The sequence below is a fragment of the Mycobacterium sp. genome (assembly GCF_965277065.1).
Classification (GTDB): domain Bacteria; phylum Actinomycetota; class Actinomycetes; order Mycobacteriales; family Mycobacteriaceae; genus Mycobacterium.
The window spans coordinates 485,457-499,340 of the sequence record NZ_CBDIBT010000019.1 but is presented as its reverse complement, the minus strand read 5'-3'; the positions used below and the strand labels follow the sequence as shown (position 1 = coordinate 499,340).

General features: G+C 67.9%; 16 protein-coding genes. 7 read left to right on the top strand and 9 right to left on the bottom strand.

All coding sequences use genetic code 11. The annotated features are described in order from the left end of the window. The first annotated feature begins 48 nt into the window (after positions 1-48). Positions 49-438: a hypothetical protein gene (locus ACQY5A_RS19545; RefSeq protein ID WP_428341982.1), complete on the top strand. Its 390-nt coding sequence runs from the start codon at positions 49-51 to the stop codon at positions 436-438. Here ACQY5A_RS19545 and ACQY5A_RS19540 read toward each other — a convergent pair. From ACQY5A_RS19540 to ACQY5A_RS19525, 4 genes are all read right to left on the bottom strand, one after another. Next, positions 395-1,381, bottom strand: coding sequence for a cytochrome P450 (locus ACQY5A_RS19540; RefSeq protein ID WP_428341981.1), 987 nt, complete (start codon positions 1,379-1,381; stop codon positions 395-397). The two genes, ACQY5A_RS19545 and ACQY5A_RS19540, sit on opposite strands and share 44 nt — an antisense overlap. Positions 1,382-1,476: 95 nt before the next feature. Next, positions 1,477-1,959 carry an N-acetyltransferase family protein gene (locus ACQY5A_RS19535; protein ID WP_428341980.1) on the bottom strand — a complete coding sequence of 161 codons (483 nt, stop codon included), beginning with the start codon at positions 1,957-1,959 and terminating at the stop codon, positions 1,477-1,479. Then, positions 1,956-3,053, bottom strand: coding sequence for an isochorismate synthase (locus tag ACQY5A_RS19530; protein WP_428341979.1), 1,098 nt, complete (start codon positions 3,051-3,053; stop codon positions 1,956-1,958). The genes ACQY5A_RS19535 and ACQY5A_RS19530 overlap by 4 nt, the downstream gene beginning before the upstream one ends. Further along, complete coding sequence (locus ACQY5A_RS19525; protein WP_428341978.1) at positions 3,043-3,642, bottom strand: acid phosphatase; 600 nt, start codon at positions 3,640-3,642, stop codon at positions 3,043-3,045. The genes ACQY5A_RS19530 and ACQY5A_RS19525 overlap by 11 nt, the downstream gene beginning before the upstream one ends. Positions 3,643-3,753: 111 nt before the next feature. Between ACQY5A_RS19525 and ACQY5A_RS19520 the strand changes: the two genes are divergently transcribed. Next, entirely contained in the window at positions 3,754-4,554 is an 801-nt protein-coding gene (locus ACQY5A_RS19520) for a ParA family protein (RefSeq protein WP_428341977.1), read from the top strand. A gap of 7 nt (positions 4,555-4,561) precedes the next feature. Here the strand turns inward: ACQY5A_RS19520 and ACQY5A_RS19515 are convergent, their stop codons facing one another. Both ACQY5A_RS19515 and ACQY5A_RS19510 read right to left on the bottom strand, forming a co-directional pair. Then, entirely contained in the window at positions 4,562-5,782 is a 1,221-nt protein-coding gene (locus tag ACQY5A_RS19515) for an Rv3212 family protein (RefSeq protein ID WP_428341976.1), read from the bottom strand. A 13-nt stretch (positions 5,783-5,795) separates the two neighbouring features. After that, positions 5,796-7,307, bottom strand: a complete 1,512-nt coding sequence (locus ACQY5A_RS19510) for a DEAD/DEAH box helicase (protein ID WP_428343240.1) — start codon at positions 7,305-7,307, stop codon at positions 5,796-5,798. A gap of 453 nt (positions 7,308-7,760) precedes the next feature. Here ACQY5A_RS19510 and ACQY5A_RS19505 point away from each other — a divergent pair, with 453 nt between their 5' ends. Continuing rightward, a complete protein-coding gene (locus ACQY5A_RS19505; RefSeq protein ID WP_428341975.1) occupies positions 7,761-8,456 on the top strand; it encodes a ferritin-like fold-containing protein in 696 nt (231 codons plus the stop codon). A gap of 6 nt (positions 8,457-8,462) precedes the next feature. On the opposite strand, the gene ACQY5A_RS19500 is transcribed toward ACQY5A_RS19505, so the two are convergent. After that, positions 8,463-8,987, bottom strand: coding sequence for an MmpS family transport accessory protein (locus tag ACQY5A_RS19500; RefSeq protein ID WP_428341974.1), 525 nt, complete (start codon positions 8,985-8,987; stop codon positions 8,463-8,465). A gap of 312 nt (positions 8,988-9,299) precedes the next feature. On the opposite strand from ACQY5A_RS19500, the gene ACQY5A_RS19495 reads away from it, so the two are divergent. Next, complete coding sequence (locus ACQY5A_RS19495) at positions 9,300-9,548, top strand: DUF3107 domain-containing protein (RefSeq protein ID WP_428341973.1); 249 nt, start codon at positions 9,300-9,302, stop codon at positions 9,546-9,548. Here the strand turns inward: ACQY5A_RS19495 and ACQY5A_RS19490 are convergent. Continuing rightward, entirely contained in the window at positions 9,535-10,191 is a 657-nt protein-coding gene (locus tag ACQY5A_RS19490) for a TetR/AcrR family transcriptional regulator (RefSeq protein ID WP_428341972.1), read from the bottom strand. The genes ACQY5A_RS19495 and ACQY5A_RS19490 overlap by 14 nt on opposite strands. A gap of 189 nt (positions 10,192-10,380) precedes the next feature. Between ACQY5A_RS19490 and ACQY5A_RS19485 the strand changes: the two genes are divergently transcribed. The 3 genes from ACQY5A_RS19485 (at position 10,381) to ACQY5A_RS19475 (ending at position 13,564) form a co-directional block, all read left to right on the top strand. Then, entirely contained in the window at positions 10,381-11,415 is a 1,035-nt protein-coding gene (locus ACQY5A_RS19485; RefSeq protein WP_428341971.1) for a DUF3152 domain-containing protein, read from the top strand. A gap of 68 nt (positions 11,416-11,483) precedes the next feature. Beyond that, positions 11,484-12,641 (top strand): adenylyltransferase/sulfurtransferase MoeZ, encoded by a 1,158-nt coding sequence (gene moeZ, locus ACQY5A_RS19480; RefSeq protein ID WP_428341970.1) that lies wholly within the window; start codon positions 11,484-11,486, stop codon positions 12,639-12,641. 68 nt (positions 12,642-12,709) lie between these two features. After that, the gene (locus ACQY5A_RS19475) at positions 12,710-13,564 is read left to right on the top strand and encodes a TIGR02569 family protein (protein ID WP_428341969.1); all 855 of its coding nucleotides are present in this window, start codon (positions 12,710-12,712) and stop codon (positions 13,562-13,564) included. A 15-nt stretch (positions 13,565-13,579) separates the two neighbouring features. Here the strand turns inward: ACQY5A_RS19475 and ACQY5A_RS19470 are convergent, their stop codons facing one another. Further along, on the bottom strand, positions 13,580-13,882 hold the full coding sequence (locus tag ACQY5A_RS19470; protein ID WP_428341968.1) for an MGMT family protein: 303 nt from the start codon (positions 13,880-13,882) through the stop codon (positions 13,580-13,582). Positions 13,883-13,884: the final 2 nt, after the last annotated feature.

Below are 13,884 nucleotides of genomic sequence, written 5' to 3'. Positions count from 1 at the left end.
CTACGGGAGCGCGACTTTGGGGTCGGTCCATATCGCTACGCTGAGGCGGTGATCAGGCGTAGTCCGGCCAGCGTGCGTGCGGCGGGAGTAATCGTGGCTGCTCAAGGCGCGACGGGCGTGGTGGTCGCCGCGGTGCTGCTGATTCGAGCGATCGGCGGAGCGGATCAGCGGGGGATCAACGGTTTCGGGACCGCAGCATGGTTCGCACTGGCCGGCGGCGCGGTGCTGGCTGCCGGCTGGGCATTGCGGGTCGGACGGCGCTGGGGTCGCGGGCTGGCGGTCTTCGCCGAGCTGTTGCTGCTACCGGTTGCCTGGTATTTGACGGTGGACTCGCATCGAGCGCCGATCGGGATCCCGGTGGCCGCCTTGGCGTTGACCGCGTTGGCGCTGCTGTTCAGTCCCGCCGCGGTGCGCTGGGTGTCCAGCCGCGAGTCGTAGCCCTTGTCACCAGCGGCAGCGTCGGCAGAAACAACACGCTCTGAGTCGCCGGGAACTCGGTAGCCGGTTGGAAATCGGGAACCAGCCCGATCTGCCCGGCCCGTTCGACCCACTCCTCAACCAGCACGCGCAACACCTGTCGGACGATGTGCCCGCCCCGGCAACGCATGGATCCCGCACCCAAACTCCAATGCCGGTGCGCCCTCGAGCCGATCACAAGCTCATCGGTGGACAGCGCGTCGCTGCCGTCCCGCTGCACCGCCCCGATACACAGATTCAGCACGGCGTCGGCCGGCATCTCCACCCCGCCAACGGTCGTCGGCTCGGTGGTAAATCGCTGACAACTCGGCACCATCGGCTCCAACCGCAGGACCTCTTCGACGAACCCGCGGATCAGCTCGGGCTGATCTCGAAGCAGGTCGCACAACTCGGGGTGACGGGCCAGCTCGAACAGGTGCCAGCCGGCGTGCTTGAACAAGTTGCGGCAGGCCTCGGACAGGACCTCGCCGGACCGCCCATTCAGGTGGTCGACCGGCAACAGTTGCAGGCGCGACACGCAGTCGAAAAGGGCGCTGGCCATCGGCGTGGTCACATCGGCCACCGCATCGCCGCCGCCGGCCGCGACGAAACGATCGATCAGCGCGGTAACGGCCGGACGGAACACCGCTGCAACGTCATGAGCTGCTCGTGGCGCGAACAGCTGCTGGTGAACCTCGAGATCGCTTTCGGGAAGAGCGCGGGCGCGATCCAGCCTGGGATCGTCCAGATTCGCCAAGACCTCTTCTCGGCCGACCACGAACACCCAGTTTGCGAACATTCCGACGGTGGCTGGATGTCGCAAGATCGGGCCGGCCTGTCGCGCCAGGCGCCACCCCAAACCGGGGTCCGTGCTCAGGGCGCTTCCCGCCTCGGCGGGTAAGACTGGACAATCGGCAAGCTTCACATGCCCCCCTCCTTCTCAGACGTGGTGCGCGTATTGGGATTGAACAGTGCACTCATGACTTGCGCACCCGCAAACTCGTCGCTGCATGAGCAGTCTTAGGCGGGTCCGGCGAGCTCAGCCAGCTCGGCACCCGACACCCGGTAGGTAGTCCACTCATTCTGCGGCTGACCACCTACGTCTTGATACAACGCGATCGCATCGGTGTTCCAGTTCAGCACCGCCCACGCCAGCCGCGTGTAGTGGTGATCCACACATTCTTGGGCCAGCGCGGCCAGCAGGCCGCGGGCCAGCCCGAGACGACGAAACTGCGGCCGCACGAACAGGTCTTCCAGGTAGATACCCTCGACCCCGTCCCACGTCGAGAAGTTGAGGAACCACAGCGCCATCGCCGCCACTTCGCCGTCCACCTCGGCGATGTGTGCCCGCAGTGTCGGAGAATCGCCGAAAAGAGCCGAGCTGACTTGTGTTTCGACGACGGTGCATTGATCGGGAGCGCGTTCGAAGACAGCCAGGTCGTGGATCATGGCGGTGATTGCCTCAGCGTCACCGGGCGCGGCCCGACGTATGTGCACACTCATGGTCGGACCCCCAGCGCGGTCAGGATGGTGATGAATTTGGTCGTCGTCTCAGCGACTTCGCCGGCTGGATCGGATTCGGCAACGATGCCACCACCGGCATGGGCCAGCGCGGTGCGCCGGTCGGCGGCCAGTTGCGCGCCGCGAATGGTGACCACCCAGCGCCCGTCACCGTTGGCGTCGCACCAGCCGACCGCGCCGGCGTAGAACCCGCGATCGCCTTCCAGCTCGCCGATCAGCCGTGCGGCGGCATCGGTGGGCACTCCGCCGACCGCCGGGGTGGGGTGTAGGGCCCGCGTCAGATCGAGTGCCGTTGTTGATGTATCGCGCAGCCGCCCGGTGATCGGCGTGCTGAGGTGCCAGAGCGCGGTGGTGCGGCTGAGCGTCGGGGTGGGGGCAATCGTCAACTCGCTGCACAGCGGGCGCAAGGCCGTCGCCATGGTGTCGATCACCAGCTGATGCTCGTGGCGATCTTTCGCCGACTCGGCCAGCGCAGCGCCGGCGGCGGCGTCGAGGTCGGGATCGGCGGCCCGCGGCGCGGAGCCGGCGAACGGCTGGCAGCTCACCCGATCACCGTCGCGGGCCACCAGCAGCTCAGGGCTGGCGCCGACGAGCGCCATACCCGCATAGTCGCCGGCCGCCGCCGACAGGTCGACGAGATAGCCGTATGCGGCCGGGTCGTTGTTCACCAAGCGGCGCAGGATGATTCGGGCGTCCAGGGGGGCGTCGGCGGTCAGACGCAGGGCGCGGGCCAGCACCACCTTCTGCAGCGTGCCGCCCGGGGCCGTCAGTTCGTCGCACGCGCGTCGCACCCGGGCCCGGTGCTCGTCGGGTGCGGGCAGCATGCCGGACACCCGCACATCGGGCATCGGCCCGGTCGGCCAGCCGGGCAGTTCGGTCGCGCGCCGCACGGCGCGCGGTGCCATCAGGGCGGCCGGGCCGTCGACGTCAAAAGCCAACGCGCCCAGCACCATTGATGCTTGGCCGGAGCGCAGTGCGGACTGCGCAGCGGCCACGTCGCGGTAGCCGGCCTGCACCCCGTCGGCGATCACCACACCGGACGGCCCGCACAGCACGAACGGCGGTTCAGCCTTCATTAGGACGGGGGAGGCCCAGCGCGCTGAGCTGGCGTATCCCGTGTTCGAAGCCGCCGACCGCGACGGATGCGGTTGGCATGCCGAACCGGCTGCCCTCGATCAGCGGCAGCTGCACCCAGCGGGTGATGACAGCGCGGGAGAAGTGGCCGTGGCTCACGAACACCACGTCGCGCGACGCCATCTCCTCCAGCGCCAAGGCAACCGCGCGGTCGGCGCGCTCGCTGACCTGTGCCACCGACTCGCCGTGCGGGGCGCCATCCGTCCAGATCGACCAGTCGGGTTGGGTTTTGTGAATCTCCGCGGTCGTCATGCCTTCGTAGGAGCCGTAATCCCATTCGGCGAGCAGCTCGGACTTCTCGTCGACAATGAGGCCGGCGAGTTCGGCCGTCTCCACGGCCCGTCGGCGCGGGCTGCTGAACACCTTCGGATCGTCGAGCTGCAGGTCGGCCAGCGCCGGGCGGGTGGCGATCGCCTCGGCTCGACCGTTGTCGGTGAGTTCGAGATCGGTGCAGCCCGTGTGCTGCCCGGACAGCGACCACTCGGTTTCGCCATGGCGCAGCAACACCAGCCGATGGCTCTGGACGCCCATGCTGAGCGATTCTGCCTGACACGCATGGCGATCCGCGCGCGGGCACCGTGGTGTTGGTGCTTGGATGGCAGTTGTTAACCGCCAGCACGAAAAGAGGAGGAACGGCGCCTGATGAAGGGGACCCGAGTGCTGGCGGTGGCCAACCAGAAGGGTGGGGTGGCCAAGACGACGACGGTCGCTTCGCTGGGTGCGGCGATGGTGGACGCAGGCCGGCGCGTGCTGCTCATCGATCTGGACCCGCAGGGCTGTCTGACTTTTTCGCTCGGCCAGGATCCGGACAAGCTGGCGGTCTCGGTGCATGACGTGTTACTCGGCGACGTCGAGCCGAACGCCGCCCTGGTGGAGACCGCGGAGGGGATGACACTGCTGCCGGCGAACATCGACCTGGCCGGCGCCGAGGCGATGCTATTGATGCGCGCCGGCCGCGAGTACGCGCTCAAGCGGGCGCTCGACAAACTCGACGGCACGTTCGACGTGGTGATCATCGACTGCCCGCCGTCGCTGGGCGTGCTCACCCTCAACGGGCTCACCGCCGCCAACGAGGTCATCGTGCCGCTGCAATGCGAAACGCTGGCGCACCGCGGCGTCGGGCAGTTCCTGCGGACCGTCGACGACGTCCAGCAGATCACCAACCCGGGCCTGAAGTTGTTGGGTGCGCTGCCGACGCTGTACGACCCACGCACCACGCACACCCGCGACGTGCTACTCGACGTCGCCGATCGCTACGACCTGCCGGTGCTGGCGCCGCCCATCCCGCGCACGGTGCGGTTCGCCGAGGCCAGCGCATCGGGTTCGTCGGTGCTGGCCGCGCGTAAGAACAAAGGCGCATCCGCCTATCAGGAGCTGGCGCAGTCGCTGCTCAAGCACTGGAGGACGGGCAGGGCGCTGCCCACCTTCGCGATCGACGCCTGAGCGCCCGTCAGCCCAGAGCGACGAGCGTTTTACCGCGCTGCTCGAGCAGCTGCGCGCCGGTGGCCAGCGGAATCACCGGCGCGTCGCCCGGCTCGCGGTGCAGCGGCAGGAAGTCCTCGCCGACCCCGGTGACCGGATCGCACACCGCGATGCCGTCAGTGACCGGGACCATCAACTTGCCGGCCAATAGCGTGGCCGGGCCGACCGGAGCCGACGAACCGGCAGGACCGATGGAATAGCGGTAGGTCAGATTCAAGGTGTCGAACACCATCACTCGGTGGCCGGTCCACCAGGTGATCAGGTTGCTGGTCCGAGTCACCACGTTGGACGTCAGCGGCGGCTCGGGCAGCAGAGTGCTGCCCACGGTGGTGCCGGTCTCGTCGATGACATCGACCCTGGGCTGGGGCGCCGCCAGGTACACCGCCGTCCTGGTCTCCGACACCGCCAGGACTTTGGCGCCGGAATCCGCGCCGATGCCCGGTTCGGCCACACTGTGCTGTTCCGGCTCGTCTTCCTCTTTGCCCGGACGCAGCAGCGTCAGCCGTAGGTCGGCCTGCCGGCCGCATGCCTCGAACACCGATACGGCGGACGAGCTGGCCGCCGCCGACGCCAGTCGGCAGCCGGTGTGCAGCCCCTTCGACCCCTGTGCTGAGGGCTTTACCGGCGCGTCGATCTCGCCATACGACAACATCCGGACCATGTCGGAACGCCACAACTCGAGACGGGTATCGCCGGCCGACAGGACCGTCGTGCCGTCCGACGACAGCTCCACCCGCCGGTCGCTGTAGCTGCTGCGGGCGGGCCCGCGCTGCCCCGTAGATCCGTCGAGCGTGCTGGCCTGGCCGCACCCCCGGTCGTCGCGATACACCGCGACCGCGAAGCGGTACACCCAGGAGACGCCGCACAAGTCGGTGTCGCGGGAGTAACTCCACCGCACGGCGCCGGTGACTGGGTCGTGGCCCTCGACGACGCGCCCATTGCCGGTGACGACGGACCCCCCGACGGCGACAGGTTGCGCCGTGGCGGCGCTGTCGGCTCGCCAGAGCTCCCGCAACGATGCCGGCACCGCGCGTGCGGCCGTGGGGTTGGGGGCGGGTGTCGCTGTCCGGCTGATGGTGGCCCGGGCGTCGCTGGTCCACCAGATCAACGCCGCGGTCGTAACCACCACAACGATGATCGCGGCCGCGGCCAGTAGATCAGACTTGGTGCGGCGTTCCGGCTTGACCATCGAGCTCGACGGGTCAGTTGGCGGGGGCTGCGGGAGCTTTGGTGCCCGCGCGGGGACGACGGCGACGGCGCCGCGCACGGGTGGCGTCGCCGGACGCGGCGTCGGAATTGCCTGCGGCCGTTGCCGACCCATCCGTGTCGGCCTTGCCGTTGGTGGCGGAGTGCCCGGTCGCTGCCTGGCCCCCGCGGGTGCGGCGGCGCTGGCGGTTGTTGTTGCGCGACGGGGCGGGCTCGTCGTTGCTGCGGGTGCTCGATGCGGTGCGCTTCACCGGCGACTTCTTCGGCGCTCCGATGGAGCCCCCGGTCTCGGTCGGGATGTCCAGCTCGACGTAGATGTGCGGCGAGTTGGAGTAGGTCTCGGCGGGGTCAGGGCAGTCCAGGCCGAGGGCCTTGTCGATCATCGTCCACCGAGGCAGGTCGTCCCAGTCCACGAGGGTGACGGCGATACCGGTCTTACCGGCCCGTCCGGTCCGGCCGATGCGGTGGACGTAGGCCTGCTCGTCCTCGGGGATCTGGTAGTTGATCACGTGGGTGATGTCGTCGATGTCGATGCCGCGGGCCGCGACGTCGGTGGCGACCAGCACGTCGATATCGCCGCCGCGGAACTGCTTCAGGGCCTTCTCGCGCGCGATCTGGCCCAGGTCTCCGTGCACAGCGCCGACGGCGAAACCACGCTCGGCGAGTTCGTCAGCGACTTTCTGAGCGGTGCGCTTGGTGCGGGTGAAGATCATGGTGGCGCCGCGTCCGCGAGCCTGAAGTACCCGGCTGATCAGTTCGACCTTGTCGAGGGCGTGCGCGCGGTAGACGTACTGCTTGGTCGAGTCGTGCACTGCCGAGGAGTGTGGCGCCTCTGCCCGGATGTGAGTGGGCTGGTTCATGAACGTGCGGGCTAGCGTGATGATCGGATCCGGCATGGTCGCCGAGAACAGCATCGCCTGCCGCTCGTCGGGAATCTGGCGCAGAATCCGCTCGATGTCGGGCAGGAAGCCCAGGTCGAGCATCTCGTCAGCTTCGTCGAGCACCAGTACGGACAGGCCGCCGAGCTGCAGGTGGCCCTGCTGGGCCAGGTCGAGCAGCCGACCGGGCGTGCCGACTACCACGTCGGCGCCGGCGCGCAGCGCCTCGACCTGCGGCTCGTAGGGCCGTCCGCCATAGATGGAGACCACGGAGAGCTTGCGGTCGTCGTCGGCGCTCAGATATTTGGCCGCGGTGGACAGGTCGCCGTAGACCTGCAGGCAGAGTTCGCGGGTGGGCACCACGATCAGTGCGCGGGGAATTCCGTTGAGCGGGCGGTCCGGGCCGGCTGTGGTGATGCGCTGCAGCAGCGGCACGCCGAAGGCGAAAGTCTTACCCATTCCGGTGCGGGCTTGTCCGATCAGATCGTCGCCGGTGAGGGCGAGCGGCAGGGTCAGCTCCTGGATGGCGAACGGATGCTCGATGCCCTTTTCGCTGAGCGCGCGGACGATTTCTTCGCGGACGCCGAGGTCGGCGAAGGTGGATTCGGCTGCGGCTCGGTTAGGTGTGATGAGTGGAGTCATGCGTGAAACACGTATGCCTTTCGGGGTCGTATTCGATTGGTCAATCGTTGCGGTCACGCGCGCACCAGTTGACTTTCGGATACGTTTCCGATTCGCGGGCCCTGCGCTTCTGAGGCGGGCCAACTGCGTGCACGCACATTGCATAGGCAGAGGCGGTACGGATCGACCACCATTACCTGGCTCGATTGTAGCTGGTAGGCAGCCGCTGACCCGATTCGCGGCGTTTCGCGCGCGGGCGGGTCGCCGCGTCCGACCCTCGTCGGTGATCGCCAGGGCGGCGTCGCCGCCCGCAGCGGGTCGCCGCGTCCGACCCTCGTCGGTGATCGCCAGGGCGGCGTCGCCGCCCGCAGCGGGTCGCCGCATCCGACCCTCGTCGGTGATCGCCAGGGCGGCGTGGCCGCCCGCAGCGGGTCGCCGCATCCGACCCCTAGAGTGGGTGCCATGACACAGCTTTCGTCGGGCGACCAGCGGGCCGATCCGCCTCCGTCACGGCTGCCGGCGGACCATCCCGGGGTCAACGAGCTGTTCTCGCTGCTGGCATACGGCGAAGTCGTGGCGTTCTACCGGCTGACCGAAGAAGCGAAGATGGCGCCGGATCTGCGGGGGCGGATCTCGATGGCCAGCATGGCCGCCGCCGAGATGGCGCACTACGAAGTACTGCACGACGCCCTGGAGACCCGCGGTGTCGACGTGGTGCCGACGATCTCGAAGTACGCCTCCGCGCTCGACGGCTATCACCGGCTCACCACGCCCAGCACCTGGCTGGAGGCGTTGGTCAAGACCTACATCGGTGACGCGCTGGCGGCGGATTTCTACTTGGAGATCGCCGACGTGCTGCCCGATGACGTCGCCGACGTGGTGCGCTCGGTGATGGCCCAGACCGGGCACTCCCAATTCGTCGTCGCCGAAGTGCGCTCGGCCGTGTCCCGGAGCACCAAGCAGCGCAGTCGGCTGGCGTTGTGGTCGCGCCGGTTGCTCGGCGAAGCGATCACCCAGGCCCAGTACGTGTTGGCCGAACACGACGAGTTAGTCGACCTCGTGGTGTCGAAGTCCGACGGATTGACGCAGCTCGCGGGGTTCTTCGACCGCCTGCAGCGCACGCACGACGAGCGGGTGCGGGAACTGGGCCTCGCCTAGCCCGGCCTAGCGGCTGCAGGTCGCGAACATCGTGCTGCTGGTCGAGATCGCGATGGCCTCACCCACGCCGTCGGCGATCGAGCAGTTCAGGCGCCCGGTCAGGCTGGTCGCGACGACGGATCGCATCCCGACCCCCGGATTGAGGACGACGGTCCTCGACCACGGCAATGAGACGTTGAAATCGGTCTGCGGCGCGCCCGACGCGTCGGTGTAGACGACGGTGACCAGATCGAGCAGGCCCTTGGTGCCGGTCACCCGATAGACGAAGGTGCGAGCGGCGACGTCCGGCGGCACCGGGGGCGCTGCGACCGGCGGCAGGGTCTGGGGCACGGTGCTGGTGGCGGTCGGGCTGGGCGGTCGCGACGACGGCGTCACGGTGGTCACCGTCTCGGGCGGCAAGGCCGGTACCAGCCGAGGTGCGGTGCTTCGACTCGGCGGCACCACCACAGTCGCAGAGGTCGAGGAGCTGTCGCCGCCGTTGACGATCACCACGCTGGCGATCACGGCGAGCACGAAAATGATCCCGGCCACGGCCGCGATCGGACGCCAGCGCCCATCGGTCCACGAGTCATCGCCGTCGGCGTAGATGTCGTCGACGGCGTCATCGGGGTAATCCTGGAGCTCATTGCCCAGGTAATCGGTGGTGCTGATGATGCAGATGTTAGCGATGTGACTGTCTGCCGCAGCCGGCGAGGCGGGCGTGTCAGGTCACGATTTGCCAACGGAGACCGGTCTCCCCGGCGCCCGCGAATCCCTGGCGGTGACCGGCTTTCCGCGCCCTCACCGAGCGTCCACTAGCCTTGTCGAAGCATCGACTAACGAGGATTGGGAAGGGGCCGGCTCGTGGAGGTCAAGATCGGTATCACAGACAGTCCGCGCGAGCTGGTCTTCAACACCGCGCAAACCCCCAGCGAGGTCGAAGATCTCGTCACCGGCGCGCTGGGCAAGAGCTCCGACGTGCTCGCACTGACCGACGACAAGGGCCGTCGCTTCGTGGTCAACTCGGCGAGGATCGCTTACGTCGAGATCGGCGCCGCGGACTCGCGTCGCGTCGGCTTCGGAATCGGAAGCGTCGCCGCTAAGAGCGGGTAAGCGGCACGTGTGACAGGCCGCCCCACGCGAACACTACGGTGCCGTCAACGGCATCGTCCTTGGCGATCGGGCGGTCGGCATCCAGCCAGTACCGGGCGCAGTCGACGCTGAGCCCGACCAAGCCCACCGCGATCATCCGGGCGCGGTGCGGGTCCAAACCGGAGTCGGCGCTGATCAGGTCGAAGACCGCGTCGATGCATGACTCGGTGGCCTCCCGCACCTGCGCGGCGACCTGAGGTTCGGTGGTGAAGTCGTTTTCGAAGATCAGCCGGTAGCCCTGGCTGTCGTGCTCGATGAAATCGAAGAACGCCCCGACGGCGGACCGCAGCCGCTGACGGTTGTCGGTCGTGGTTCGGAGCGCCTGGCGCACACCCGACACCAGGTTGTCGACGTGCCGCTGCAAGACCGCCAGATACAGTTCCAGCTTGCTCGAAAAGTGTTGGTAGAGAACGGGTTTGCTGACCCCGGCGCGTTCGGCGATTTCGTCCATGCCGGCGGCGTGGTAGCCGCGGTCGACGAAAATGTCGCTGGCGGCGATGAGCAACTGGCCCCGACGCTCGTCACGAGGCAGTCGGTTCCCGCGGCGACCAGGAGTGGCGGGTTTCACCCCACTCCTTCCCGCGGCGTTGGCGAGATCGCTCATCCATTCCTCAATCTGCTGCTTGTCATCGCGCCGGTCTGAAACAATGCGCGGTTGATCGCAACGACACTACTACCCGCACGGATTTTGACTCGTCAGCCTGCGGCATGAATGTCGCCATGGCAACGTCTCGCCGGCGCCCTCTGGCGCGCCGAGAGTCCCTGCTAGCAGGTGCTGTGCCATTCTGGGAATGTGACCTTCGACCCCGAGCGGCGCGGGGGCAACCGGACACCGGTTCTTCGCGACGACTGGCGCGAACCGCTGCGCGCCCAGCGGGATCCGCTCGCGTGGGGTGGCCCCGGGCGGGTCCGGTCGAATCGCGACACCAGTCGCTGGCGCAAGCAGAGTTGGCTGGGACGCTTCGTCTCCACCTACGGCTGGCGCGCCTACGCGCTGCCGGTGCTGGTCGCCGTCACCGGCGTGGTGCTCTATCAGACCGTCACCGGGACGAGCGCGACCGCGCCCGCGTCCGAGCATCCGCTACAGGGTCCGCCGAAGATCGGCGCCGTGGGCACGGTGATCATCGACGCTCCGCCCCGCGGCCTGACCCAATACGACGCCAGTCTGCCGACCGGGATGCTGCCCAACGGCGGCCCGTTCAGCGGTGCCGCTGCCAAATCGTGGCAGGTCGTCCCGGGAGTTACGCCGCAGTTCGGCCAGGGCACGGCGAAGGTCTTCAAGTACACCGTCGAGGTCGAGAACGGGATGGACCCCGTCGCCTTCGGCGGTGACGACGCCTTCGCCGCCATGGTCGACCAGACGCTGGCCAACCCGAAGAGCTGGACCCACGACGCGCAGTTCGCTTTCGTCAGGGTCGACGGGAATGGCAAAGCCAAACCCGATATCCGCATCTCGCTGAGCTCACCGATGACCGTTCGCGAGGGCTGCGGGTACGAGTTCCCGCTCGAGACGTCCTGCTACAACCCGTCTTACGGGGCCGGGGTCGAGCCGCGGGTGTTCATCAACGAGGCACGCTGGGTGCGCGGGGCACTGTCGTTCCAGGGCGACATCGGCTCGTACCGGCAGTACCTGATCAACCACGAGGTCGGCCACGCCATCGGCTACCTGCGCCACGAGCCGTGTGACAAGCAAGGCGGGCTGGCGCCCATCATGATGCAGCAAACGTTCTCCACCTCCGACGACGACAACTCGAAGTTCGACCCGGATTACGTGAAACCGGACGGCAAGACCTGCCGGTTCAATCCCTGGCCGTACCCGATCGCCTAGCCGGGCGACGATGCAGAACGCAGCGCGTTCTGAGAAGGAGCCGGGCAATTTCGCCTAGCCTCGGTGGGGTGTTACCACCGCTTGTCGAGCCGGCCGGCGAGCTGACCGCCGACGAGGTGGCCCGCTACAGTCGCCATCTCGTCATCCCCGAGCTGGGCATCGACGGCCAGAAGCGGCTCAAGAATGCGCGGGTGCTGGTGATCGGCGCCGGCGGTCTCGGCGCGCCCACCCTGCTCTACCTGGCCGCGGCCGGGGTTGGAACGATCGGCATCGCGGACGACGACGTCGTCGAGGAGTCGAATCTGCAGCGTCAGATCATCCACGGCATTAGCGATATCGGCAGGTCCAAAGCACAGTCCGCGCGCGACTCGATCGCCGAGATCAACCCGCTGGTGTGCGTCCGCCTGCACGAGGTCCGGCTTGACCGGCGCAACGCCGTCGAGGTGTTCGAGCATTACGACCTGATCCTCGATGGCACCGACAACTTCGCCACCCGCTACCTGGTCAACGACGCCGCGGTGCTGGCCCACAAGCCGTACGTGTGGGGATCGATCTACCGGTTCGAAGGGCAGGTGTCGGTGTTCTGGGAAGACGCGCCGGACGGCCGCGGCGTGAACTACCGCGATCTGTACCCCGACGCGCCGCCGCCGGGCTTGGTCCCGTCGTGCGCCGAAGGCGGGGTGCTGGGCGTGCTGTGCGCCTCGATCGCGTCGGTGATGGGTACTGAGGCGATCAAACTCATCACCGGCATCGGGGACCCGCTGTTGGGCCGGCTGCTGATGTACGACGCGCTGGCGATGAGTTACCGCACCATCGCCGTCGGCAAGGACCCCGCCACGCCGGCGATCACTGAGTTGATCGACTACGACGAATTCTGCGGGTTCGTGTCCGAGCCCGCCGACGACTCCGCGATCACGCCCCGTGAGCTGCGTGACCTGCTCGAATCCGGCGCGCAGATTGCGTTGATCGATGTGCGTGAGCCGGCCGAGTGGGACATCAACCACATCGACGGGGCTCAGTTGATTCCGAGTTCCTCGATCGCCTCCGGCGACGGCCTGACCAGGCTGCCCCCGGACCGCAGGCCGGTCCTCTATTGCAAGACGGGTGTGCGCTCGGCACAGGCGTTGGTGGCCGTCCGCGACGCGGGGTTTGCCGACGTGGTGCACCTGCGTGGCGGCATCGTGGCGTGGGCGCAGCAGATGCAGCCCGACATGGTGATGTACTGATCCGCCACGCGGCTCTGCGAGTTCGTGTCTAGTCCCGGGACTTCGCTGGGCCCGATTAGGCTAACCGCGTGAGTGTCGACCCGCCGCCGGAGCACGTGCTGTCGGCGTTCGGTTTGAGCGGTGTCGAACCGATCCCCCTCGGTGCTGCCTGGGAGGGCGGCTGGCGGTGCGGCGAGGTGGTGCTGTCGATGGTCGCCGAGAATGCCCGCGCCGCGTGGTCGGCGCGGGTCCGCGAGACGTTGTTCGTCGATGGCGTGCGGCTGGCCCGGCCGGTCCGCTCGACCGACGGACGTTACGTGGTGTCGGGTTGGCGAGCAGACACTTTCGTGGCCGGCCAGCCCGAGCCCCGCCATGACGAGGTGGTCTCGGCAGCGGTGCGGTTGCACGAGGCCACCGGCAAGCTGGAACGGCCACGATTTTTGACTCAGGGGCCGACGGCGCCGTGGGCCGATGTCGACGTCTTCATCGCCGCCGACCGGGCCGCGTGGGAAGAGCGGCCGCTGCAGTCGGTACCGGCGGCCGCCCGCACGGCCTCGCCCACCGCGGACGGACAGCGGTCGGTCGAGTTGATCAATCAGCTTGCCTCACTGCGCCGCCCGACCAAAAGCCCCAACCAGCTTGTCGACGGTGATCTGTACGGCACGGTGCTGTTCGCCGGTGCCGCCGCGCCGGGAATCACCGACATCACGCCCTACTGGCGGCCCGCGTCGTGGGCCGCGGGAGTGGTTGTCGTCGACGCGTTGTCGTGGGGCGGAGCGGACGAAGGTCTGCTCGACCGCTGGAACGCGCTACCAGAATGGCCGCAGATGTTGCTGCGCGCATTGATGTTCCGGCTGGCTGTGCACGCGTTGCACCCGCGTTCGACGGCTGCTGCCTTCCCGGGTCTGGCGCGCACCGCCGCGCTGGTGCGGCTGATCCTCTAACCGGGACTCAATCCACTAGTCGGTAAAGGCGTAGCGGACCTCGTCGAGCGGGATTCTGCCGTCGTTCGACAGAATCCCTTCTGCCCGAAGCAATTCCAGCTGTCGTGTGGTCAGATGCTTTGCGGGTCGCCCCGATGCGGTGATCACCCGGTGCCAGGGCAGGTCCAGCGAATCGATGCGCATGATGTATCCGACGATGCGTGGACTGGAAAGCCCTGCGACAGCAGCGATGTCGCCATAAGTCGATACGCGGCCCGCAGGTATCGAGGCAACCAAAGCCCGCACCCGTTCCACCTGATCGTCGGTCACCGGCGCCAAGG